The organism is Cyclobacterium amurskyense (assembly GCF_001050135.1).
In the GTDB taxonomy this organism is placed as follows: domain Bacteria; phylum Bacteroidota; class Bacteroidia; order Cytophagales; family Cyclobacteriaceae; genus Cyclobacterium; species Cyclobacterium amurskyense.
The window spans coordinates 3,903,483-3,928,234 of record NZ_CP012040.1; the positions used below are offsets into that span (position 1 = coordinate 3,903,483).

15 protein-coding genes are annotated in these 24,752 nt (G+C 37.7%); 7 read left to right on the plus strand and 8 right to left on the minus strand.

Annotation, left to right across the window (positions count from 1 at the left end):
- The first annotated feature begins 9 nt into the window (after nt 1-9).
- Both CA2015_RS16040 and CA2015_RS16045 read left to right on the plus strand, forming a co-directional pair.
- A complete protein-coding gene (locus tag CA2015_RS16040; protein WP_048644573.1) occupies nt 10-1,143 on the plus strand; it encodes an efflux RND transporter periplasmic adaptor subunit in 1,134 nt (377 codons plus the stop codon).
- Nucleotides 1,144-1,150: 7 nt separating this feature from the next.
- Nucleotides 1,151-4,558 carry an efflux RND transporter permease subunit gene (locus CA2015_RS16045; protein WP_048642811.1) on the plus strand — a complete coding sequence of 1,136 codons (3,408 nt, stop codon included), beginning with the start codon at nt 1,151-1,153 and terminating at the stop codon, nt 4,556-4,558.
- Nucleotides 4,559-4,776: 218 nt separating this feature from the next.
- Here the strand turns inward: CA2015_RS16045 and CA2015_RS16050 are convergent, their stop codons facing one another.
- Complete coding sequence (locus CA2015_RS16050; protein ID WP_048642812.1) at nt 4,777-5,478, minus strand: L-ribulose-5-phosphate 4-epimerase; 702 nt, start codon at nt 5,476-5,478, stop codon at nt 4,777-4,779.
- Between the two features lie 244 nt (nt 5,479-5,722).
- Here CA2015_RS16050 and araA point away from each other — a divergent pair, with 244 nt between their 5' ends.
- Nucleotides 5,723-7,201 (plus strand): L-arabinose isomerase, encoded by a 1,479-nt coding sequence (gene araA / locus CA2015_RS16055; RefSeq protein ID WP_048642813.1) that lies wholly within the window; start codon nt 5,723-5,725, stop codon nt 7,199-7,201.
- A 124-nt stretch (nt 7,202-7,325) separates the two neighbouring features.
- Here the strand turns inward: araA and CA2015_RS16060 are convergent, their stop codons facing one another.
- The 4 genes from CA2015_RS16060 to CA2015_RS16075 form a co-directional block, all read right to left on the minus strand.
- Nucleotides 7,326-8,150, minus strand: coding sequence for a universal stress protein (locus tag CA2015_RS16060; RefSeq protein WP_048642814.1), 825 nt, complete (start codon nt 8,148-8,150; stop codon nt 7,326-7,328).
- 353 nt (nt 8,151-8,503) lie between these two features.
- On the minus strand, nt 8,504-8,833 hold the full coding sequence (locus CA2015_RS16065; protein WP_048642815.1) for a high-potential iron-sulfur protein: 330 nt from the start codon (nt 8,831-8,833) through the stop codon (nt 8,504-8,506).
- A gap of 78 nt (nt 8,834-8,911) precedes the next feature.
- Nucleotides 8,912-10,825 (minus strand): PVC-type heme-binding CxxCH protein, encoded by a 1,914-nt coding sequence (locus CA2015_RS16070; protein ID WP_048642816.1) that lies wholly within the window; start codon nt 10,823-10,825, stop codon nt 8,912-8,914.
- 124 nt (nt 10,826-10,949) lie between these two features.
- The gene (locus tag CA2015_RS16075; protein WP_048642817.1) at nt 10,950-13,355 is read right to left on the minus strand and encodes an alpha/beta hydrolase; all 2,406 of its coding nucleotides are present in this window, start codon (nt 13,353-13,355) and stop codon (nt 10,950-10,952) included.
- Between the two features lie 498 nt (nt 13,356-13,853).
- Between CA2015_RS16075 and CA2015_RS16080 the strand changes: the two genes are divergently transcribed.
- From CA2015_RS16080 to CA2015_RS16090, 3 genes are all read left to right on the plus strand, one after another.
- Entirely contained in the window at nt 13,854-16,073 is a 2,220-nt protein-coding gene (locus tag CA2015_RS16080; RefSeq protein ID WP_048642818.1) for a sodium-translocating pyrophosphatase, read from the plus strand.
- Between the two features lie 402 nt (nt 16,074-16,475).
- On the plus strand, nt 16,476-17,291 hold the full coding sequence (locus CA2015_RS16085) for a polysaccharide biosynthesis/export family protein (RefSeq protein ID WP_048642819.1): 816 nt from the start codon (nt 16,476-16,478) through the stop codon (nt 17,289-17,291).
- 1 nt (nt 17,292) lies between these two features.
- Nucleotides 17,293-19,722 (plus strand): GumC family protein, encoded by a 2,430-nt coding sequence (locus CA2015_RS16090; RefSeq protein WP_048642820.1) that lies wholly within the window; start codon nt 17,293-17,295, stop codon nt 19,720-19,722.
- A 7-nt stretch (nt 19,723-19,729) separates the two neighbouring features.
- Here CA2015_RS16090 and CA2015_RS16095 read toward each other — a convergent pair whose 3' ends face one another.
- Nucleotides 19,730-20,842 (minus strand): nucleotidyltransferase family protein, encoded by a 1,113-nt coding sequence (locus tag CA2015_RS16095; RefSeq protein WP_169786494.1) that lies wholly within the window; start codon nt 20,840-20,842, stop codon nt 19,730-19,732.
- A 110-nt stretch (nt 20,843-20,952) separates the two neighbouring features.
- A complete protein-coding gene (locus CA2015_RS16100; RefSeq protein ID WP_048642822.1) occupies nt 20,953-21,222 on the minus strand; it encodes a PqqD family protein in 270 nt (89 codons plus the stop codon).
- A gap of 130 nt (nt 21,223-21,352) precedes the next feature.
- Here CA2015_RS16100 and CA2015_RS16105 point away from each other — a divergent pair, with 130 nt between their 5' ends.
- Complete coding sequence (locus CA2015_RS16105; protein WP_048642823.1) at nt 21,353-23,200, plus strand: asparagine synthetase B family protein; 1,848 nt, start codon at nt 21,353-21,355, stop codon at nt 23,198-23,200.
- A gap of 15 nt (nt 23,201-23,215) precedes the next feature.
- Here CA2015_RS16105 and CA2015_RS16110 read toward each other — a convergent pair whose 3' ends face one another.
- Nucleotides 23,216-24,706, minus strand: a complete 1,491-nt coding sequence (locus tag CA2015_RS16110) for a tryptophan halogenase family protein (RefSeq protein WP_048642824.1) — start codon at nt 24,704-24,706, stop codon at nt 23,216-23,218.
- Nucleotides 24,707-24,752 lie beyond the last annotated feature (46 nt).

Genomic DNA, 24,752 nt, shown 5'->3' on the forward strand with positions numbered 1-24,752 from the left:
TACATGTTTATGAAAAATACACTTAAGATTTTAACCCTATCCCTCATGCTGGGGATGTTTTCTTGTGGGCAGCAGGAAGAAGATGAGCTTTCTAAGAAGAAAAGCCAATTGGATGAGTTCAAATCCGAATCTGCAGAATTGAAAGTGAAGATTCAGGAATTGGAGGAAGAAATCTCCAAAATGGATCCCGAATTTCGAAAAAATCAGAGAAAGTCAGTTTTAGTAACAACAGTTAAACCTGAAACTGGAAGATTTGATCATTATGTAGAAGTAACCGGTTCTGTACTTTCCAAAAAGAATGTAAATATAAGTGCAGAAGTATCTGGCAGGGTAGAAGAGATTGTTACCAGAGAAGGCATGTCTGTAAGAAAAGGACAGGTTATTGCTCGAATAGATGCTGAATCGGTACAAAGGAATTTGGATGAAATCCAAACCCAACTAGAGCTTGCCAAAACCATCTTTGAGAAACAAGAAAGACTATGGAACCAGCAAATAGGTACAGAAATCCAATACCTAGAAGCAAAGAATAGAAAGGAAACCTTAGAAAAGAACCTTGCCTCTATAGAACTTCAAAAAGATAGAAGCACAATTAGAGCACCATTTAATGGAACTGTTGAGGAACTCGTTGTAAGGGTAGGTGAACTGGTGCAACCAGGTTCTCCTGTAGTTAATTTTGTAGGTGAAGATGACCTCTTTATAGAAGGAGATATTTCTGAAAGATATGTAGGGATTCTAGACAAGGGGGATTCGGTTAGTATTTATTTCCCATCCATTGATAAAACCTTAAAAACCAAAGTGACGGCTATTGGAAAGGTTATCAATCCTGACAACAGAACTTTTAAGATCGAAGTTTTTCTACCTAAGTTGGAAAAAGTTAAACCAAATATGATTTCGGTTTTAAATATTCAGGATTACAGCGTGGAAGATGCTGTTACCATCCCTTCTTACTTGATATTGAAGGACAACAAAGGAAGTTATGTGTTTGTTGTTGAAGAGGGGGTAGCTCATAAAAAATACATTGAAAGAGGCATGACCTACGATAGCAAAACGGAAATCATTGAAGGTTTAAGTGGTTCCGAAGTGCTTATTGACAAAGGATTTAGGGAAGTAGGAGATAATTTTAGTGTAAACATCTCATCTTAATTAGAATATGGCTTCAGAAGAAAATAAGAAAAAAGGAGTAATCAGGGAATTTGGTGTATCCTCACTTTCTGTTGATAACAGAACAAGTGTGGTTATTCTAACACTGATCATTACCTTCCTGGGGATGTTTGCCTACAGGACCATGCCCAAAGAAAGTTTTCCGGAAATTGTTATTCCTACGGTTTATGTAGGTACAGCATACCCCGGAAACTCACCCGTAGATATGGAAAACCTGATTTCTAGGCCCATTGAAAAAGAGTTAAAATCCATAAATAATTTAAAAGATGTAAGTTCCACTTCCATCCAGGACTTTTCATCGATTGTGGTTGAGTTTAATCCAAATGTGGAAATATCCAAGGCCATACAGGATGTCAAAGATGCGGTAGATAAAGCGAAAAGTGAGTTGCCTAATGATTTGGATAGAGACCCTGATGTGCTTGAGGTCAATACCTCAGAGTTTCCAATAATGAATGTAAATATTTCAGGAAACTATACCGAACAAGAGCTGAAAACTTATGGGGAATATTTGGAAGATGAAATTGAAAAATTAACTGAAATATCAAGTGCTGATTTAAGTGGGACCATTGAACGAGAAATTCGTATCAATGCGGATCTCTATAAAATGGAGGCTTTGGGTGTTACTTTTTCTGACATATCAAGCGCTGTTTCTGATGAGAATGTTACCATTTCAGGAGGTAATATTTTGTCTGGTGATTACAGAAGAACATTAAGGATAGATGGTGAATTTGCCAAGCCTATAGAAATTGAAGATGTTATCGTCAAGACCGAGAATAACAATATTGTATACCTGAGGGATGTAGCAGAAGTAGAAGATACCTATAAAGAAAGAGAGAGTTTTGCCAGAAGTAAGAAATTGCCTGTAGTTACAATTAATGTAATAAAAAGAAGTGGAGAAAATCTTTTGGATGCTTCTGATAAAATAAAGGCCCTTATTGATGAAGTGAAAATAAATAAATTTCCGGAGGATTTGGAAGTAACCATTACCAATGACCAATCCAAAGCCACACGGTCTCAAGTAGATAATTTAGAAAACAGTATCATATCAGGGGTGATCCTTGTGGTGTTGGTATTGATGTTTTTCCTTGGTTTCCGAAATGCACTGTTCGTAGGAATTGCTATTCCATTGTCTATGTTTATCTCATTCTTGGTACTCAATTCCTTGGGTGTTACCCTGAACCTCATGGTATTGTTCTCCTTAATTCTTGCTTTGGGAATGCTGGTGGACAATGGAATTGTGGTAGTAGAGAATATCTATAGACTGATGCAGGAAGGGAAATCTGCAGTAAGAGCAGCTAAAGAAGGCGTTGGTGAAGTGGCTTGGCCAATTATTACATCTACGGCTACTACACTTGCAGCCTTCCTTCCTCTGGCATTTTGGGATGATATCATTGGGGAGTTTATGAAATACCTTCCCATCACCTTGATTATCGTATTGTCTTCCTCCTTGTTCGTAGCCTTGGTAATCAACCCTGTGTTGACAGCCTTGTTTATGAAAGTCCAAGATGTAGATAAGGAAAAGCCCGTTCAGAAACCGATGATTGTTGCTGCAGTTTTGACTACATTGGCAATCATAAGTTATTTCCTAACTTGGATAGCCCTTGGAAATTTATTGTTCCTGTCTGCCCTGCTAGTTATATTTAATGTTTTCTTCTTAAGAAGGGCTATTCGTTGGTTCCAAAATGTATTCTTGGTTCGGTTGGAGGACCTATATGAAAAAACACTTCTTTTCGCATTAAGGGGTAAGAAGCCCTACCTCTTTTTCGGCGGAACGTTGATATTATTGGTGCTGTCATTGGCCTTACTTTTTGTAAGTGCGCCGAAAATATTATTTTTTCCTGACAATCAACCGGCCTTGATTAGTATATACATTGAAAAACCTATTGGAACGGACATTACTTCTACCAATGAATTTGTGGAAGAATTTGAAGATGATCTTTTTGCTTTACTGAAACCTTATGATCAAATCATAGAGTCTGTGATAACCCAAATTGGAGAAGGTACTGGAGACCCTATGGAAGGACCAAGCCAGGCATCTACTCCTCACAAGGCTAAGGTGACAATTGGTTTTGAAGAGTATCAATTCCGAGAAGGAATCAATACCAATGAAATCATGGAGAAGATTAGGGAATTGGCAGAGGGATATCCGGGTGTATTGATGACAGTAGGTAAGCAACAAAATGGACCTCCTGTAGGTAAACCTGTAAATATAGAAGTAACAGGGGAGGATTTTGAGCAGCTCATCACATATGTGAATTCTATGAGAGAGCATATAAATGAATCTGGAATACAAGGGATTGAGGAGTTGAAAACCGATCTGGAACTTGGAAATCCTGAATTAATCATAAATATCGATAGAGAGAAAGCACGTAGGTTCGGTTTGTCAACGGCAACTATCGCCAATGAATTGAGGACTGCTCTTTTCGGGCTGGAGGTATCCAAGTTCAAGGAGGGAGAAGATGATTACCCTATTCAGCTTAGGTTAGCAGATAAATTCAGGTATGATATCAATGCTTTGCTAAATAAAAAAATAAGCTTTAGAGACAAATTTGGTAATCAGAAGGAAATTCCAATTTCATCTGTAGCAAGTTTAGAATACAGTTCTACCTACGGTTCAGTTAAAAGAAAAGATTTGGAAAGGGTAATTACCATATTTTCCAATGTGAATGATGGTTATAATGCAACTGAAATTAATAACGAGATTAAACGATTGTTGCAGGATTTTGATATTCCGGAAGGGATTAATGTGAGCTTTACAGGTGAGCAGGAAGAACAAGCAAAATCAGCGGAGTTTTTGACTCGAGCATTATTGATTTCGGTCTCTTTAATCTTTCTGATTATCGTTGCACAGTTTAATTCCATAACTACGCCATTTATTATCATGGCATCCGTTATACTGAGTACCATTGGTGTGTTTTTAGGATTGGTGATTTTTAATATGGACTTTGTCATTATTATGACTGGTATTGGAATTATATCCTTAGCTGGAGTTGTAGTAAACAATGCGATTGTACTAATAGATTACACTGATTTGGTTCGCTCAAGGAAAAGAGAAGAATTAAATATCGGAGAAGAGGAAAGTCTATCAAAAGAGGATCTTTTAGATAGTATTATTAAGGGTGGAAAAACAAGATTACGACCAGTACTTTTAACTGCTGTTACCACAGTATTGGGGTTGATTCCATTGGCTATAGGGATGAATATCGATTTTTATGGATTGTTGTCCTCCTTTGACCCGAAATTTTATATTGGAGGGGATAATGCGGACTTTTGGGGCCCAATGGCATGGACTGTAATATTTGGTCTAACCTTTGCGACCTTTTTAACGTTAATAGTAGTACCTGTCATGTATTTATTGGCAGACAAATTAAATACGGCTGTTCGTAAGATCAGTTAATTAGATTTAATTAAAGGTTGGTGGTTTTTTTAAGTGTTCAAACCTCCGAGACATTGTCTCGGAGGTTTTTATTTTTTAGACTTGAAGGAAAGCTGAAAAAAATTGTACTAAGCTTTTGACACTTGATTCTTCTGGTTAAACCCGAAATATGCAATAGACCTTCTATTACATAATCCGGGTTAAAGTCTTCTGACTTGCTTTAAAAAAGTACCTCATTATTAGGATTGGCCATAGTATGCACCTTCACCATGTTTGCGTTCATAATGTTTTTTGATCAAGGCTTCTTTTAGTCTTGGTGCATTGGGGTTTATTTGTAAAGTCAAATAGGCCATTCGGGCAATTTCTTCAAGCACTTTGCTATTATATACTGCTTTCTGGGCATTCTTTCCCCAGGTAAATGGTCCGTGGTTGCCTATAAGAACCATTTCTACTTCTTCAGGGGAAATGTTTTTTTCATGGAAACAGTCCAGAATTTGTTGTCCGGTCATGTGTTCATAATCACCTGCAATATTTGCATCACTCATAGGAGGAGCGCAAGGGATGTCACTGGTATTATGGTCTGCATGTGTAGTGCCAAATAAAGGAATGTCCATTTGTGCCTGCGCCCATGAAACAGCATAGCAGGAGTGAGTATGGCATATGCCACCGATATGATCCCAATTGCTGTATAAAAAGGCATGGGTTTTTGTGTCTGAAGAAGGTCTCATTTCTCCTTCTACGACCTTATTATTAAAGTCCACAATAACGATGTCTTCTTCTTTTAATGTTTCATAAGGAACCCCACTTGGTTTGATGGCAAACACTCCTTTTTCCCTGTCTACCGCACTCACGTTACCAAAGGTATAAAAGACCAAATCCAATTGGGGTAACTCCATATTGGCTTTATAACACTCACTTTTCAGTTCTTTGTAATTATTCATGGTATATTGAAGGGGTTATTTAAATGCAATTGATTTATAGAAAATAGTCTATTGGCCATGAAGCCCTATCCAAATGATTGTAAATTAGAAGCAGCTTGCAATTTAGTAGGCCAGCTCTTTTTTTCCTATTTGAAATAGATGTCTGAGGAACAAATATGGAAAAAGGATCTTTAGAATGTGATTTTAAGTTAAATTTTTTCTCGTAATTTTAGATAAATTATTAGCATATAATTAAAACAAAAGCATGCAGCTAAAACAAAAAGTAGTATGGTTGGTGACTGGAAGTCAACACCTATATGGCCAAGATATTTTAAAGGAAGTAGCTGATCATTCGCTGTCCATTAGTGAATATTTTAACCAAGAAAATAACATTGCTGTTAGGGTAGCGTTCAAAGCAGTTGTGACTACCCAGGAAGAAATTCTACAGGTTTTTTTGGAGGCAAATAGGAGTGAGGATTGTGTTGGGGTAATGGCTTGGATGCATACTTTTTCTCCTGCAAAAATGTGGATTAATGGATTGAAGGTACTCAGTAAGCCTTTGCTGCATTTGCATACTCAATATGGGGAGCGTATTCCTTGGGAATCCATAGATATGGATTATATGAATCTGCATCAAAGTGCTCATGGTGATAGGGAGTTTGGTTTTATCTGTACCAGAATGAAAATACCGAGAAAGGTGGTAGTCGGTCATTGGAAAGATATTGAGCTACATAAAGAAATTGACCATTGGTGCAGGGCTGCCTGCGGATGGAATGACTTGCAAGGAGCTAAATTTGTGAGGTTTGGTGATAATATGCGCCAGGTGGCTGTGACTGAAGGGGACAAGGTAGAAGCACAGATGAAGTTTGGTTTTGCTGTTAATACCCATGGAGTAGGAGATTTGGTGGAGGTGATAAATAAAGTGAGTGAGGCTGAAATAGCCCAACTGATAGAAACCTATGTCAGTTCCTATAGTTTGTCAGAGGACTTAAAAAAGGGAGGGGAAAAGCATGCTTCTCTAGTGGAGGCGGCAAAAATAGAGTTAGGCTTAAAGCATTTTTTGGAACATGGAGGTTTTAAAGGCTTTACCAATACTTTTGAAGACCTTCACGGAATGAGTCAATTGCCAGGCTTGCCTGTTCAGAGGCTTATGAATGCAGGCTATGGCTATGCAGGGGAAGGTGATTGGAAGACCATGGCCCTGGTGCGTGCGATGAAGGTCATGGGAACAGGACTGCCAGGAGGCAATGCGTTTATGGAGGATTATACTTATGATTTTAAAGAACAAGGTGGTTTGGTATTGGGCGCTCACATGCTGGAAGTAGACGAGTGCCTTGCAGAAGGGCCCATTCGTTGTGAAATCCATCCATTAGGAATAGGTGGCAAAGAAGACCCCGTTAGACTTGTGTTTGATGCCAAGGCATGTTCAGCACTGAATGCGTCACTTATCGATCTGGGTAATAAATATAGAATGGTGGTAAATAAAGTAGAAGCCGTTAGTTCACCTAATGCCTTGCCCAAATTACCTGTGGCAAGAACCATTTGGCGACCCCTTCCAGATTTTAAAAGTGCCAGTACAGCTTGGATACTTGCAGGAGGCGCACATCATACTTGTTTTAGCCAAAACTTAAGTACCCAAGTTATAGAGGATTTTTGTGAAATGGCTGGAATTGAATGTGTAGTAATAGATGAAAATACAAATCTCAGAAGTTTTAAGACCTATCTTAAAGGTTTGGACCTGTAGCGATAAGAACAAGAGAACTGTCTTTTTTCCAAGAAATGCTGAATAAAGTGAGGGAGTTAAGATACTCCCTCTTTTTTTTGCCAATTTAATATTGAATCAAGGGATCAAGATTACCCAAGTTGAACTAATCCGTTGTTGGCAAAATAATCAAAGGAGTATTGCCATCATGTATTAGGTCATTGATGAAAAAATTCCTGAATAACTTGTCATTTAGATGGCGTGAACCTTTTTGCAGGACAATAAAGTCATCAAGGCGTTTACTAAATCTTTTTTTGATTTCAGTGAAAGCATCTTTATTCTCGTAAATATTTATTTGAACCTCAAAACGATCTTCCAATTTAGACTTCAATTGTTCCAGGTATTCCTTACCTCGAGCCAATTCTGCTTTGTCTTCAATTACGGTTAATAATTCGATCTCTTTTATTTTCTGCCCAATAGTCACTAAAATGGATTCTAGTGCTTGTTCGTTCAAAGGGTGTTTTTCCTGACATGAAAGTGCCAATTTAATTGGCACTGTTTCTTCTATTGTTTGAGGAACCGCAATTACAGTTTGGTTGAGTTGATCAATAATAGTGGTTGCTGTACTTCCTATTAATAATCGCTTTAAAAACCCCGTACCTTTTAAACCTAAAAGTAGAAGGTCATTAGGCTTAAGAAAATCTTCCAAATAATGGAGCAGTTGAATAGAAATAGCTTCAAAACTTGTTTTTTCACCGATAGGAGCTAGATTATTTTCTTTCAAGGTATTCGAAAAGGTCTTTTCGGCTTCCTTTTTATTGAACTCAATGATTTGATCACTTCCCTTGGTATTAGAAATGGTAGGAGCCAGGCCATCCAACTTATGGATAAAAACCAAGTCTAAATCAAATGTTTTCTGCCAGTTACAAGCCAGTTTTAAAAGAGTGGGTGTATACGGAGAAAAATCTATTAATACGACTAATCTGTTCATGTTGAGATAAAAGTGATAGAGGTGTTATTTTTATTTTGAATATATAAAAATCCTCACGAAATGTAGCAGTTTTATTGATGTTTCAGTTTAAATCGGTCACTTCTTTGTTGTCTTCTTATCACTAATAAGACGTAGTTATCTTTGAAAAACTGTTTTAACTAATTTAACCCGGATTATGTAATAGGATTCGTAATAGAATGTCTATTGCATATTTCGGGTTTAATTATTGAAATCGAATACTGTTTCTATATACAAAAAAATCACCTGCTATTAATTTAAGCAGGTGATTTGATATGAATTAGATTTTTTTTCTGTCCAATTAATTGGGTATTTCAGGGTCCCGGAGATCTACTTTAAACGTTTTCCACTCTAGGTGCCCAATAAGTACAATAAGCATCCGCGTTGACAGGTCCTTTAAATAACTGGCAGCCTCCACATTTACGTTTTTCTGTAGGTGGAAGATACAATTGGCAATTGTCGCACTTATCATCTTCTAAAGGTGACTTTTCCTCATAACCCAAACTTTTTCTTTTTGCAATGTCCTCTTCACTAAGCCCAGTCAGATCAGAACAATTATCGATGTTTTCTAATTTGTATTCTTCTTGAGGCTTGCCACATTTGCTAAGGAAAAATACCACTCCTGTCGAAGCTAATATATTTTTTATTGATTTGCGTCTGTTCATACTTGTATGCAGATTGTTGTTTTTAATAATTGAAATTCAATTTCCACAAGTTGAGATTTCAATGAGATTATGGTTAAACTATTCCGCTTTGGCTCTTATTCCTTTACCTTCAAGAATGTGATTGACCTCCTTTAAGTAATCTTCTTTCCAAGAGATTTCTGTTCCTGAAAAATTATATTTTTCATCTAGCACCTTAAGAATAGCCTCACCTGAACCAGCGTTTGAACTCAAGATCCCTAGTCTAAACCACTTGTTTTCTCCTTTTTCTATAAGGGCTTTGGCAAGTTGGTTAATAGTGAAATCATCTTCATAATTTCCTAAACTAAGAATAGCTTGAAGTGATACGATTGGAGATTCATCATTGATTTTTTCAGCAATTTTTTCCTTTAACTTCGGGAAATTTTCGGCTAGCATTAAAGCATTTTTTCTAACACCATAATTATCACTTTCCAGTGCTTCTTCTACCATTCCTTGTTCCAATGCACCCATTGATTCTAGCAAATACAAAGCATGAAGCTGGGCATTTGGATTTTCATTCGATAACAAATCTTTTAACAATGGGATGTACTCAGCTTTTGGGTTTTCCAAAATAATCCTTTGGGCAGTGGTTCTCCACCACCCGTTTTTATGTGCAAGGTGAGACACCAAGGTTTTACTATCTAGGCTTGAAAAATCCTGTACTTTGGTTTCTGAAACACCTGATTTAGGCACAATTCTGTAAATTCTACCACGATCCATGCCATGCATAAAATCCATTTCTTCTTTTAGATCATCAGGGATCGAAACTGGGGTTTCAATGTGTTGTCTGTAGAAATCCACCAAAAATAGAGCTCCATCAGGTCCAACAGTAAAACCAACAGGTCTGAACCATGGGTCTGTTGAAGCGAGGAATTCTTTATCAAGTTCTTCACTTGCTCTTTTGGCAATTAGAGTAGGGCTTTCTTTATCTTCTGCAAGAACATCCCTGTGCACCAAATTCCCTGCAACCTCTCCTGTAAAGATGTTTCCATTAAATCCTTCAGGGAAATCACCACCATCATAAACGGTTCCTCCTGAAGCTCCAGTGAAGTGATCCTCCGCATATTCCACTCGGTTAAGCTCTTGTTCTTGGTATTGTATATTTCTCCTTCTGGTACGTTCTGCTCTCCAATAGGGTGGAGGTGTAATCTGAAACATCTCCAGCTCATGGTCAGAAATGTTTTGGTTTACAGAATTGCTAGACAAGTGTCCATGGCGCTCCAGGTACCTGTTAGGTATCACTGTCTGCTGGATGTGAAGCGTGTTTTGGGTAAAGAATTTATTTCCCCAATCGTCAAAAGTTTGCCCAAATTGAGCTGTCCCGCTTTCTTTCTCAAATAACCCTTTGTCCAATCGAAACCTAAAGTCAGCTCCTCTTAATTGTAATGGACCTTCTCCTGGCGCATCTTTAAAGGTAACATCACTTCTTTGCCCATTGTTAGCAGCATAAATCCAGTTGTCAATTCCCAAACGTAAATTTGTGATTTGAGCCTCAGAATTGTTTTCAAAAAAACCTGTAAATACAGAGGTTTTTGAGTCAGCAACTCCGTCACCATCATCATCCTTTAGGTAATAGATATGAGGTGCTGCCGTAACCAAAAGACCACCTTTCCATGGCATTAAGTTGGTAGCATCTGCCAACCCTTCTGCATAAACGGTTGAGGCATCTATTACCCCATCTCCGTCAGTGTCATCCAGTCTTTTGATGACACCTTTGCCTTTACCTTCTTCAGGCTTGTAAGGATAGTCTGGCATTTCCACCGCGTATGCAATTCCTTTTTCATCAAAAACCAGGTTTACTGGATCCTGAATATGAGGTTCAGCAGCAAATAATTTCACTTCGAAATTCTCATGAATATTGAATGTAGCGATCGATTCTTCTGGACTGAGAGCTTCTGCATATTTATCCTCCTTACAGGAATATAATCCTATAAGCAAGACTGCAAATAAAGTATGGGTAACGTTACCTTTCATAATTTTAGCTGTGTTTGACTGAATGAATAATTAAATATCTTATAAATTTTAAAAGAAAAAAATTTTTCTTCTTATCAATGGTTAGATAAATCCTTTTTTTTATTTAAGTGGGTATTACAGGTGATTATTTTTCAAATGCTAACTTTTTCAATGGTGTAAACCCAAAAACATCATCCAAGAAAGAATAGGCTTCTTTTCTTGTGTTTTCAGGGAAATCATGGCTTGCATTTGGGTACCTTACTTGTAAGTTATCCGGGTAGCCCAACCAATTGTATACTGGCTGAATAGCTTCAATTCCTGATTTCACTCCTTCCACTGAAAAGTTACTGTCCTGTAGCGGTGCATTAGTGAAAACTGGTCTAGGAGCTATTGAAGCTATGATATGGGTAAAGTCAAACGGTAAAGTTGCTTCTGGCAAAAGTTTTTTGATGACTGGCATGTACCTGTCTTGTGCCCAAGGGCCTAACCTACCACCATAATTTTTAATTCCTGCCTCTCCAATATCATAATAATCAAAAGGTGTCCAACCGCAACTTGTCACTACAGCTTTTAATCTTGAATCATGAGCAGCTACAAACAAGGCATTGTGTCCACCTAAAGAATGACCGATTACCCCTATTCGTTCTGAATCTACTTCATCCATATAAGTAAGTGCATCTACGCACCTCATATGGTTCCATACCGCTAAAAGGGTTCCGGAATCAAATCCATCTTTCGAGAAATCATGGTCTTTTTGCTCTCCAAAACTTGGGTAATCAGGAGCAATGACTACATAACCCCTTTCAGCCAATTCACTTGCAAGAGCCCTGTTTTCAAGAGGACCCTGACCATCTACAATTTTTTTACCTAGATCTCCAGTACTATGTAGTACCAACATCGCAGGGGCCTTGACTTTTATTTTGTGTGGGATATAAAGGAAAGCAGTTACTTGATTGCGCTCATTACTGTCAAAAGAAATATGATGCTTGGTATAGGTGCTTTCTACAGTTGAATCCAAATAATTTATTTCAGGCCTTTTTAGATTGTCCCTAAAAGGAAGGGTACCCATGATTGAAGCCATGTTGTTTTTCCAGGATTTCTTTTTTTCTTCCCACTCAGCCAATGTACGTAATGGTTGTTGACTTTCAGATTTTAAAACAAAAGGGCTTTCGGTTGTATTGTTAGGAATTTCTCTATGCAACATTTTTTTAATCGCTCCCATGATAATGGGCTCAGCTTCTGCTGTTACGGGGCTGGTACCTACCTCATATCCTCCTTCAGTATAAGCCGAGGATGGACCTATATAGAATGGCCCATAATCTCCATATGCTGCCATGGTTACAAATAAATCTTTTCTTTCAGCCTTAGCTGCCAATTGGTATTCGATAAAGAGTTCTCCAGGAAGGTGAAGAATTCTTACATCACCTAAGGTCAAACAACTTATATCTATCTTTTTCCCTAGTGCCTGCCTATTGTACCATGCCAGTTTTTGCACATTGTTGGTGAGCCAACGCGCATTTTGGGTACGCATTTCTTGAGCAATTTCAGGTAAAGTTTCCTTTGGTGTCAATAGGATGGGTTCCTGTTGCCAGTAAACATCCTCTTTGGTGATTTTAGTTTTTACTGTATTGTCCCAGGCTTGTTCCATTCCTTTTGCAAGTCTTTCAGCGAGGATTTTACGGTTGATTTTAGCGCCGTCATTGTATTTTCCGGCAGTTACATTTGCTCCGGCACCATTGAAGTGTACATGCATAGCATCTGGAACCGACAATTGACGCATGTACCTGGCAATACCAGGAAAATCTGGGTTGGCAATTTTAGTCAGGTAATAACTTTGGGGGTGAACCGCATAATAGCTAAATACAGCTAAAGGTTCTTCTTCATTCCAAAAACTAACCAATGAAACCTCCGGGTCAATTAAACCTTCCGGGAAATCCCTGATTTTTTTATCCTTTGTAGAAGAGGTTCGGGTATAGGCCACATGTCCATCATCCCCTAAAATCCTTCTATTTGAAGCAACTTTTTCCACAATACCTTTACCAGTACCAATATGCGTTATGGGCTTTGCGTCCTTTAAAGCTATTCTGATGGCATCCTTCAAATTATTAATCAGAAGTCTGTCAAAGGAGCTTTCATATGCTTTAGGATCTAAGCCTGCCTCTTTCAAGATTTTCTCTGCACCCCAATCACTAATTGGAGCATCATGTTGGTGCAAAGTATGTACTGCTACCCTAGAAGGTATAGTTGAAGCAGCCTCGGCAAGGCTTTCTTTAAATGCATCTTGACTTTCGTTGGCTATTCCAATCCAATCTATTGCACAGATGACAATTGGTAAGCCTGACCCTGATATTACCACGCCTTTGGCCCTAAGACCCAGATCATCTTTTTTTTCTAGGGGATCATATGCCAGTAAGCTGCCAATAGGAGGGGTTGCATCCACATCGAAAAGGGCCAGGGTAAGGCCTTTTTCTTGACCATAGCTGGCAATGGGTCCCAAACCTAGTAATATCAAAAAGAGGGTTAAATACAGATTTGATTTGATAAAATTCATAGTGGTTAATTTTAAGAATAATTTAGGGTAAGCTTTATTCTCACTAGGAGATTAATTTTTTATTGTTCATCCAAACGGTCACTCCTTTGCCTAACAAAGCATTGATTTTGTATGGCTTTGAAAGAAACCCTGGTAAAAGGATGTTGTTATCTTATAGTAAGGCATGTGTTTTTCATGGAATAACAAATACCAATAATTTATCAATTAAATCCTATCAATGATTTATCCAGCGGTAATTTTCTTTGTTAACCTGAGGATTTTTGTTTCTAAATTGATTTGTTATTATTTAGGTTTTCGGGATGTTTTTTAGATTTTTAATGGAAATTACGATTTCTAGCGATGTTTTTATCAATGATAGTGCAATCCTACTGATTTATGATAGAATATTACGGTAATTGTACATGATTGCTATCTTTTACCTGTTCTTTCTTGAAAGCAATAGGAATAATAATATCTTTGTCGAAATTAAAAATAAATCCAATTCTTTTAACAGTTAATATGGAACAATTATTTCTCTATTTGGTCCCATTTTTGGGTATTCTAGGCCTAGTGGTAATGGCCGTAAAATCGGCATGGGTTACAAAGCAGCCCACGGGTGATGAAAACATGGTGGAGTTGGCTGGCTATATAGCCAAAGGAGCGATGTCATTTCTTAAAGCAGAATGGAAAGTAATGGGCTACTTTGTAGTGATTGCAGCCATTATTCTAGGTTGGTCTGGCACCTTATTAGACAATTCCAGCCCCATCATTGCGGTGGCTTTTGTTATTGGTGCAGTGCTCTCCGCATTTGCAGGTTATTTGGGAATGAAAATTGCCACTAAATCAAATGTTAGAACAACCGAGGCCGCAAAAACAAGTTTGGCAAAAGCCTTAAATGTATCCTTTACTGGAGGTACTGTAATGGGCCTTGGTGTAGCAGGTTTAGCAGTATTAGGTATGGGCGGCTTGTTCATTATCTTTTATAACATGTTTGTGGTTTCTACAGGTGGTGATGTCAATGGCCATGAGATGGAAACAGCACTCGAAGTATTGGCAGGGTTTTCTCTTGGCGCAGAGTCTATTGCTCTTTTTGCGCGAGTTGGTGGAGGAATTTACACCAAAGCGGCTGATGTAGGCGCTGACCTTGTAGGTAAAGTAGAAGCAGGTATTCCTGAAGATGATGTACGTAATCCTGCTACTATAGCGGATAATGTTGGTGATAATGTAGGAGATGTTGCAGGAATGGGAGCAGATCTTTTTGGCTCTTATGTTGCCACGATATTGGCTTCCATGGTTTTAGGACGAGAAATAGTAAGTGATGATAATTTTGGAGGCATTGCCCCGGTTTTATTGCCTTTGGTAATTGCCGGACTTGGCTTGGTGTTCTCTATCATAGGTACCTTATTTGTGAAAATTAAATCTGAAAATGGAAATGTTCAGGCAGCCCTAAACAGAGGCAATTGGTTTTCAATTTTATTAACGGTAGCAGCCTCTTTCTTTGTCATTGATTATATGTTGCCTGACGGAGATTTGGTGATGTCTAGATTAAACTCAGCTTCATTTACCAAAATGGGGGTATTTGGAGCAGTCTTTATCGGACTGATTGTTGGTGCATTGATGAGTATTATTACAGAGTATTACACAGCCATGGGCAAAGGCCCTGTGAATTCTATAATTAGACAGTCTTCTACAGGTCATGCTACCAATATTATTGGTGGTTTAGCTGTTGGGATGCAATCCACAGTCCTTCCTATCTTGGTATTGGCTGCAGGTATTTTCACCTCTTACATGGCCGCTGGACTGTACGGTGTGGCCATAGCTGCTGCAGGGATGATGGCAACTACCGCCATGCAATTGGCGATTGATGCATTTGGACCGATTGCTGATAATGCCGGTGGTATTGCAGAAATGGCTGGTCTTCCTAAAGAAGTGAGAGAAAGAACAGATATTCTTGATGCAGTAGGTAACACCACTGCTGCAAGTGGTAAAGGCTTTGCAATAGCATCTGCTGCCTTGACAGCATTGGCATTGTTTGCTGCCTACGTAGGTATATCAGGAATCTCTACCATAGACATTTACAAAGCAGATGTGCTTTCAGGCTTATTTGTAGGAGCAATGATTCCTTTTATCTTTTCTGCTCTTGCGATTGCAGCAGTAGGAAGAGCAGCCATGGACATGGTCAATGAGGTAAGAAGGCAATTCAAAGAAATTCCAGGAATCATGGAATTCAAAACTAAGCCAGATTATGAGAAATGTGTTGAAATATCTACCAAAGCTTCCATAAGAGAAATGGTAGCTCCAGGGGCAATAGCCCTGCTTTCCCCAATAGTTGTAGGTTTTCTTTTTGGACACGAAGTACTTGGTGGTATGTTGGCAGGTGTGACTGTTTCCGGTGTTTTGATGGGGATTTTCCAAAACAATGCTGGTGGCGCCTGGGACAATGCTAAAAAGTCATTCGAAAAAGGCGTTGAGATTGATGGTGAAATGTATTATAAAGGGTCAGAACCTCACAAAGCTTCTGTTACAGGAGATACTGTAGGTGATCCATTTAAAGATACTTCAGGTCCATCAATGAATATTTTGATCAAATTGACCTCAATCGTTTCAATTGTGATTGCACCTTATATTCCTTTAGATAGTCCTTTAGGTTTAGCAGATAATGTGAATTCTGAAACTGAAAAAGTAGCACAGGTGACTCCTGAAAAGGCTTCAACAATAGAAGTACTAAAAATAGATTGAAAATTTTAACTTTTTCACAAAAGGCCTCTGAATTTAAATTTAGAGGCCTTTTTATTTAACCCGGATTAGATTATGTAATAGGATTTCTCCGTCCTGACAATAGTCAGGGGTGAAGCCTGTCCCGTGATTACGGGAAGTGTTGCAATCGCAAGAAAATCAGGCTGTTTGGATATTTTAGCATAGCACCGCTATGGTGAAATTGAAAACAGCAACGAAGTGGCTGATTTTGAAGCGATTTCAGCACGTAATAGTTTGTCTATTGCATATTTCGGGTTTAAGAAAAAGGATGATTTTTATCTTTTAGATTCAAGAACTTTTTAGGATCTTTGAATAAATAAAGTATCTTTGATTGGCAGGATATCACTTTATTTTTCAATGTCCCAATCAAGACTTAACAGTTCTATGCAGAAGTACATTTTGTTTTTATTTTTTGGTGTTTTCTTAGGCACTTTTTATGGTTGTGTCCCTAACCAAAAAATAATATACCTTCAAAACAAAGAGGGTTTAGAAAACCTTTCCGATGGAAAGGTGATCAACTATGAAATTCCGGATTATCGTTTGCAATACAACGATATAATCGACGTAAATATAAAAACTGTCGAAGACCTTTTACGGGATGGGTTCAATGTTTTGGGTGAGCAAACTACTCAAAATTCAATGGTTGGACAAGTTGCGCAGAGTGGAGGAGATATTTACTATATGAATGGCTACAATGTAGACAAGGAGGGATTTGTCAGACTCCCCATGATTGGAAAGGTGAGTGTAATTGACAAGACCATAGAAGAGGCCAGGCTAGTTATTGAAGAAAAGGTAAAGGCTTTTGTGAAAACAGAATTGTATGTGAAAGTGAAGCTTGGGGGCATCAGGTACAGTGCCTTGGGAGAATTCAGAAAACCTGGAAAATTTGTTGTTCTGCAGGATAGAATGACCATTTTTGAAGCCATTGCGCATGCAGGTGATCTTACTACTGTTGCCAAAAGAGACAATTTGATATTGATCAGACAAAATCCGGAAGGTACGGAGATTCATACCATTGATTTAACGGATAGAAAGATCGTCCAATCCCCATATTATTTTATTCAACCCAATGACCAACTTTATGCAGAACCAATGAAAGTAAGGGAATTGGGTTCCGGAGAAAATGCTACCCAGTCGCTTGCCTTGATTGTTTCCTCTATTTCTGCAGTAGCGCTTATCTTAAATATAGCCATTCGTTGACATGAGCCAAGCCAATTCTTTACCGCCGAATTTCATTCCTTTTCAGGTAAATAAAAAGGATGAGTTTGATATCAAAGGAATACTGTTCAAGTATTTCAGGCAATGGCCTTGGATTTTGTTAGGAATAATTGTTGGCCTGTTGGTGGCTTATTATACCAACAAATCTACCAACCCTACCTATATCGTCAATTCTTCAATAGTAATTAAGGACGAAGAACAAAGTTTGGGAGCTGATATTTTTGGTCCTTCAGGTTTCAGGAATTTCCAAACCCGGTATAAATTAGAAAATGAATTAGGGATTTTAAAATCCCATGCATTGGCAGAAGAAACCCTTTCTCAACTGAATTTCAATACCATTTACTTAAAAGAGGAGCGGTGGAAAAACAGCCAACAGTATGGGGATGTTCCTATAGTAGTGAAAGCAGATTGGTCAAAGCCACAACTTACGGGTGGCTTGTTCAAAATGAGGGTGTTGGACGCTTCTAGTTTTGAGCTTTCTGTTGTGGAAAACACATTCAGCTTATTTAATCCTCTTGACCCTTTTTACAAAACTACAGTTGGTTCGGAAAATAAAACGCCTGAAGGTATTTATTCCTTCGGTGAAGCAATTACTGGTCAACATTTTAATTTCACGGTTTCAAATTTATTTGCCAGCAATGGTGACGAGGTATTGTTTTATTTTAAAGATACCCCTTCCTTAGCCACATCCTACATAGACTTACTTCAGGTCAACTCCTCAAGCAATTTTTCTTCAGTTGTAAATCTTTCTTTGGAGACTCCAGTAAGAAGGATGGGGCAGGATTACCTAAACACCTTGATGAATACCTATCTCAATCGTGAATTGAGAGAAAAAAATGAGGTAGCAAAGAGCACCATATTTTTTATTAATGAGCAGTTGAGAGGCATTTCTGATTCTCTTTCTTATTTTGAAGACGAATTGGAACAGTTTCGTACTGAAAACAAAGTGTTTAACCTAAGTGAGGAGGGCGCACAGATTTTCATGAAGCTTCAGGATCTTGAAAAACAACAATCAGAGATTGGTGTCAATCTTCAATATTATCAAACCTTAAAAACCTACATAGAAGAAGATAGGGTAGATGGCTTGATAGCCCCTTCTATTGCCGGTGAAGGAGATCCTTTATTGAATGCGTTGGTGGTTGGCTTGAGCGAGTTACAGGCTGAAAAAATCAGGTTAACAGCCAATTATTCGCTTGAAACACCTGTGATCAGGGAAGTAGAGAATAAGATTCAAAGTACCAAAGAAGCCATTGGAGAAAATGTCAGATCGGCCATAGGGAATTTGGAGAATTATCTGGCAGAATTGTCAAATAAAATTTCTATTGTTGAAAGTGAAGTTTTTAAATTGCCAGAAACTGAGAAAGTGATGCTTGGGTTGCAAAGGAAGTTTTCTATCAATGAAAACATCTATATCTACCTTTTGGAAAAAAAGGCAGAATCGGAAATTACCCTTGCTTCTAACAAGCCGAATAACAAAATTTTGGACATAGCCATGGCTGCTTCGGCACCCATTGCACCCAAATCAATAATAAATCTAATAATAGGGTTACTTATTGGATTCTTTATTCCTGTCCTTATCATTACGGTTAAAGATTTTCTATACCAAAAGGTAAAGGACCCAAAAGAACTAGAAAAGGCCTTGGTAGTACCTCTGGTTGGGATGATAGGCCGACACAAGGAGAAAGATTCACTATCTGTATTAAATCACCTTAGGTCCACTGTATCTGAATCTTTTCGTAGTTTACGGGCAGATATTCCCTATCTAAGTAATAATAAGAACAAATTGACCTTGTTGTTCACCTCTACCATCTCTGGTGAAGGAAAAACCTTTATTTCTATTAATATGGCTTCGGTTTATTCATTAATGGGAAAAAAAACAATTTTGATCGGTCTGGATTTGAGAAAACCAAAGATTGCAGATGATTTTGGGTTGAAAAATGATCAAGGAATAAGTACCTGCTTAAGTAGAGGGGGGGCTTGGAAAGAAGTTGTTAAGCCATCAGGTTATGAGAACCTGGATGTAATATTGTCTGGTCCTATTCCTCCAAACCCCGCAGAATTACTGCTACAAGAAAATTTCAGTACATTAATCAAGGAAATTCAGGAAGCTTATGATGTAGTGATTTTAGATTGTCCTCCCGTAGGATTGGTTTCCGAAACCAAAGAATTAATGAAATATGCAGACATAAACTTTTTTGTTTTTCGCCAGAAATACTCTGCTTTGGCGAATATTCAATTTTGTAACGATTTGTCTACGAAAGGTGGCATTCATAAAATTTATGCAGTGCTTAATGATGTACATGGAACCCATGGATATGGTTACCAATACGGCTATTATACTTCAGATGTAAGTGCCTATGGTTACCATGATATACAGGACAAACCTTGGTGGAAAAAAATTGGTAGGCGATAGATGCACCTTATTTATTTTTCAATAATTTTATTGGGAGCTTAATGGTGTCGTAAAAAAAATCAATTGGTGTATATTTTTCCGGATATGCCATCGCTTGCTTTTTCTGGTAATGGTGTTGTAAATTTTTGATGTAATATTCGGGGTCAAAGTTACCATTGTCACGATTTAGGTACCTGATATACATGCTTATTAATTCGAAACGACTGTCTCCCCAGGTACAGTTTTCCCAAATATTAAACACCATTTTATATACCCTGTTTTGATGGGTTTCCAGTCTTTCTTCAATTGGAGCAGGTAATGAAATGGATAGTAATGTTTTTAAATATTGAAATCCATCCAAAAGGACTTGTTGCAAACCATAGCTCCTTGCAGTGACCAGTATAGCTTCCCAATTTATTTGAGTACTGTAAGTTTTCATAAAAGCAGAAAGGTCTGCAAGATGGCGCAAACGCATCCATTGGTCTTTTCCACCATGGTGAATAACCATGAGCCAGAACAAGCTTTCTTTATCTACCTGGAGGACTCTTATTCCATAAAAATCCCTTAAGGTGGCTTTATGAAAAATCAAGGGATAGGGGAAATGGAAACTGTGAAAGTCACTTTTCACTCCCCATTGAAAGTCAAGTAATAAACTTTTATTATTTACAGGCAATTGGTAGAGGTAATTGAAGGAAAGCAATTTCTCAATATGTTGACCTATCTCAGTTTCTGGTTGGTCAGGATTTAAAATTTCGGAACCGAAGCCTTGATCCTTTAAAACATTCATACTAGGAAGCACATCTTTTTTTTGAACCAAAACATCAATGTCTCCCCTTTCTCTTAGTTGAGGATTCTCATAAATTTCAAATTGGTATTGGAGACCTTTATGTAATATGGCGGGTATGCCGGCAGTTTCGAATTGTTGGAGTAGTTTTTTTGTGTGGTAAATATCCTTTAGGTTTTTTAGTGCATTTTGTGTGACAAATATCTTTAGGTATTCCTTGTTTTTTATAGCCAATAAGGAAGTCTTCTTGTCATACTCAAAAAGCAATGGGCGAATGCGATGAAACTTGGCCAGCTTTAATACTTTCCGTTCATCAACAGCTATTTCAGTTTCTTTCCCATTTGCTTTCTTTCCCATATAGGCTTTTATGGAAAAGAAAAGCACCTTCATTTCAGGTAAAAAGGGGTAGAGGGACGAAAGCTGTTGCAATATTTAAAAATAAAAATAAGTGGTAATAAGGAAAAAGACTACTTGATGACGATGGCATTTGCTTCAGCCATTTTTTTCAGAAATTCATTGACTGTTTTCTCACATTGTTCCTTTGAAACCTCGTATTCCGCTAATAAAGCTTCGGTTATTTCACTGATGGTCTTTGGGTTTTCTAAGAGCAGCCAAATGCTTTTACCCGTTTCATTTAATGTGGCATAAGAACCATTGCTTACATCCATCATGACAATGTCCCCCTCTATTTCGTTAAAAACATAAGAATCACTTCTGCTAATTTGCTTACTGGACATGAATAGTTATTTAAATTGAGTTTATAATTTACTGTTTTTTTGTCAAGGCCTTAATCAAACCCTTTATATATAGTAAATTTAGAGGATTGAGAATGGAAATTATAATTAAATTTTAAAATAAACGAAAAACATGACTGCATTTTTTGGTTTCACAGGTAAAGGCGATTTTTTAGAACAAATGGCTACCCCGTTGAGACATTGGTCTGCAGACCGAGAGGGCAAGTTTACTAGCAAACAGCTATCTCTGGGTTGTCTGGAAATGTATACTATTCCTGAATCCGTTTTGGCTCCTCAGCCTTTTAGGCACGAAAATTTCATTATTGTAGGGGACTGTCGAATAGATAACCGTGAAGCATTAAGAAAAATATTAAAGCTGAAACCAGACCAGGTTATGGCTGATTTGGAGTTTATCGTTCGGCTCTATGCGAAAAAAGGCAAGGAGACCCCTAAACTATTGATAGGCGATTTTGCCTTTATTATTTGGGACAGTAAAAAGGAGGAGCTATTCGGGGCAAGAGATCAGTTGGGGATTAAAATATTTTACTATGCCATTCAGCAGGAGCAATTGGTGTTTGCTTCTGAAATAAAAGGAATTTTAGCTTACCCAGGCATGTCCAAAGAATTCAACGAACTAGTTTTAGCAACCACCTTTTCTTTAGATGGACCATCTTCATCCGAAGGAACACTTTATAATGCAATAGATGCCCAGCCTGCAGGGACCTGGATGCATTTTAAAGCAGGAACTTTAACCTTAAAAAAATACTGGACTTTAGGTGATCATAACATCACAATTCCTGAAACCCATGAAGAAAGGTTAGGAAAATTCAAAGACTTGTTTTTTTTATCTGTTAAAGACAGGATGAGAACCAATAAGCGGCTTGGTCTTGAGCTCAGTGGTGGCTTGGACTCTACAGGTATCGGGGGGGCATTGATGACCTATTTGGGCAAAGGAGGTGATCTGTCCTGTTATAGTTTTGGTAAAGCCCTTCAGCCTACCCAAGAAATAGATAAATTTGATGAAGGGGATCTAATGCACGAGTTTTGTAAAGAAAACGGCCTTCTTTCTAAGTGGCGAAAATTCGATGAGCGGGATTTTACGGTGAAGGATCATTTAAATTTAATGACGAAAGTACAGGATGAGGTAGATATGAATTTTTTACCCACCCTTACCGCTGCCTTTTTAAAACAAGCCAAAAAAGAAAAAATTGGAGTTATGTTTTCAGGCTGGGGTGGAGACATGGCAGCCACCCTCACTTTAGGTGGCTTTTATAGGCCATTGGCAATAAAAAAAAGATATTGGGCGCTGTGGAAAGACATTAGAAGAAAGCATGATGTTCCCATGGCTTTTATTAAATGGCTTTACTTTTCAATCAAATTTTTGCAAGGGGACTCAGTTCTTAAAACGTATAAAGAAAAAAGCAAAAAAAAGTATGCTTCTAGCCCTTTGAAAAGAAAAATAATAGAAAAGCACCAACTTCTGGACAGGGAGCCTTCCATATACAAAGTGAAATCTACGATAGAGATAAGCGATTACCTAAGCACTTATCTTACTGAGGTTGGAATCAATAAACGCATAGTAGACCATGGCTTGGTTGGTCGTCATTTCGGGGTGGATTACAGGTTTCCTATGATGGACCTCAGGCTATTGGAATACATATATGCGCTACCAATCGATACGATAACCTACCAAGGTAAGAGCAGGTATCTATTTACAGAAATCATCCGGCCTTATATTCCCAATGGAGTTATTGACAAAAGAAAGAGTAAGGTGCCATCAGTCCCTTTTACCAAGGCATTTCAAAGGGATGCCTTAGATGAAATAATTGCCTTTGTTCAAGCTAATTTTGATGAATTAGAGAATATGACCTATTTGGATAGCGATAAAGCTCTAAGCATCTTAAAAAAACCTGACCCAGGAAATTTTGGGACATTATCAAAGTTGATGTTTTATATTATCAAAAAAAAATCGAATGTTTAAGACGTGGAATTAGCTTCACCGAAAACAAAACGAAAGGTTGTTTTCCAAATAAATAAGACTCTCTTCATGTGAAAGCGCATTAGCCACGACTTTTTCATTGAAAGTTATAATTTTTTCTGCTGCACTGATTTGAGGTTGGTTGTCCACTATATGTTCCCACCCGAATCCACTTCCAAGCATGACCAAGTCGAAAGAAAAAGTGCCAAATATAGTATTCTTTAATTGTTGATTTAAAACATTGTTTTCATTAAAAAATACAGGGCCATTTTTTTTATAGTAATTCAAATAATCCTGAATGCCTGACAAATCTGTATGTTCCCTAACCATTTTCCAAAAGGGAGTGTCTTTTTTTTCATTGTACTTAAAGTGAAGGGCTATAAACCATTTAATATAGTCCCAGGATCTATTAATTTTAGAATTATATCTGGCTTGTGCTGCTTCAAGGTTTTTTTCATTTTTCAGGTATTTTTCAAACTTTTCCAGCTGAAGGATAATCATATGCAGACCTGTAGATTCCAGAGGCTCTACGAAAGCGAAAGCATTACCTATGGCTATGGTATTGCCTGACCAACTTTTTTCGTATCGCCCCGATTTGAAACGGATTACTTTTTCATCATTTATCTCTGGACAATATTTTCTCAATTCACTTCTGGCTTCCTCTGCTGAGCAAAATTTATCAGAATAAACATAGCCCAAATGATTTTCTCTTTGTGTAGGGGTTTCCCAAAGCCAACCGTGATTCAGGGTTGAGGCTGTGGTATAAGGTTTTATTCCATTTGTATGGCTAGCTTTACCTAAGATGGCTGAGTTAGTCATTAAGCTATCTCCATAGTCCACCCAGTTGGATTTTAAGGCTTTGCCCAATAAATAGCTGGAAAATCCTGTACAATCAAAATACATGTCGAATTTCAACTCTTTCTGTTGATCCGTTTGTAAATAATCTATATCGCTGTTGTTTTTTTTAAGGAATGTTTTTTCAATTTTAGCATCTATATGATTTATTTTGGCAAGTTGAATTTTTTCTTTAAGGTATTTAACAAGTAGCTCGTTATCAATATGATAAGCCATGCCGCTTTTGACTTTTATGGGTAGGACCTCTCCATTTCTGCTGATAAAAGGAGCTTTATCGGCCGCCATCATTCGGGTAGTAAGTGAAGTATAATCCAAGCTTTGCTTGTATCTTAAAGAAGCAATAGTATCCATTCTACCAAAAGGATTTAAGTAATGCTTGTCCTCTTTTCTTCCCCAATTAAATTTTACACCTAATTTTAAGGTTGGTTTGGTGGCGTTGAAAAATTCGTGAACTGAAAATCCCAAGATGCTGTGAATAAATTTCAGAAGTAGAGGAGTACTCGCTTCCCCAACACCTATTATTGGGATTTTTGAGCTCTCTATAACTGTGATATTTTTATCGCCAAATTTTTTTTTTAGATACAGTGCCGTAAAATAGCCTGCAGTACCTCCTCCAATTACCCCAATATCTCTTACATCTTTAAAATCTTGCATTATTTTTGGTTGTTATTTAAAATAAAAATTTGAGTTTATGGATTTA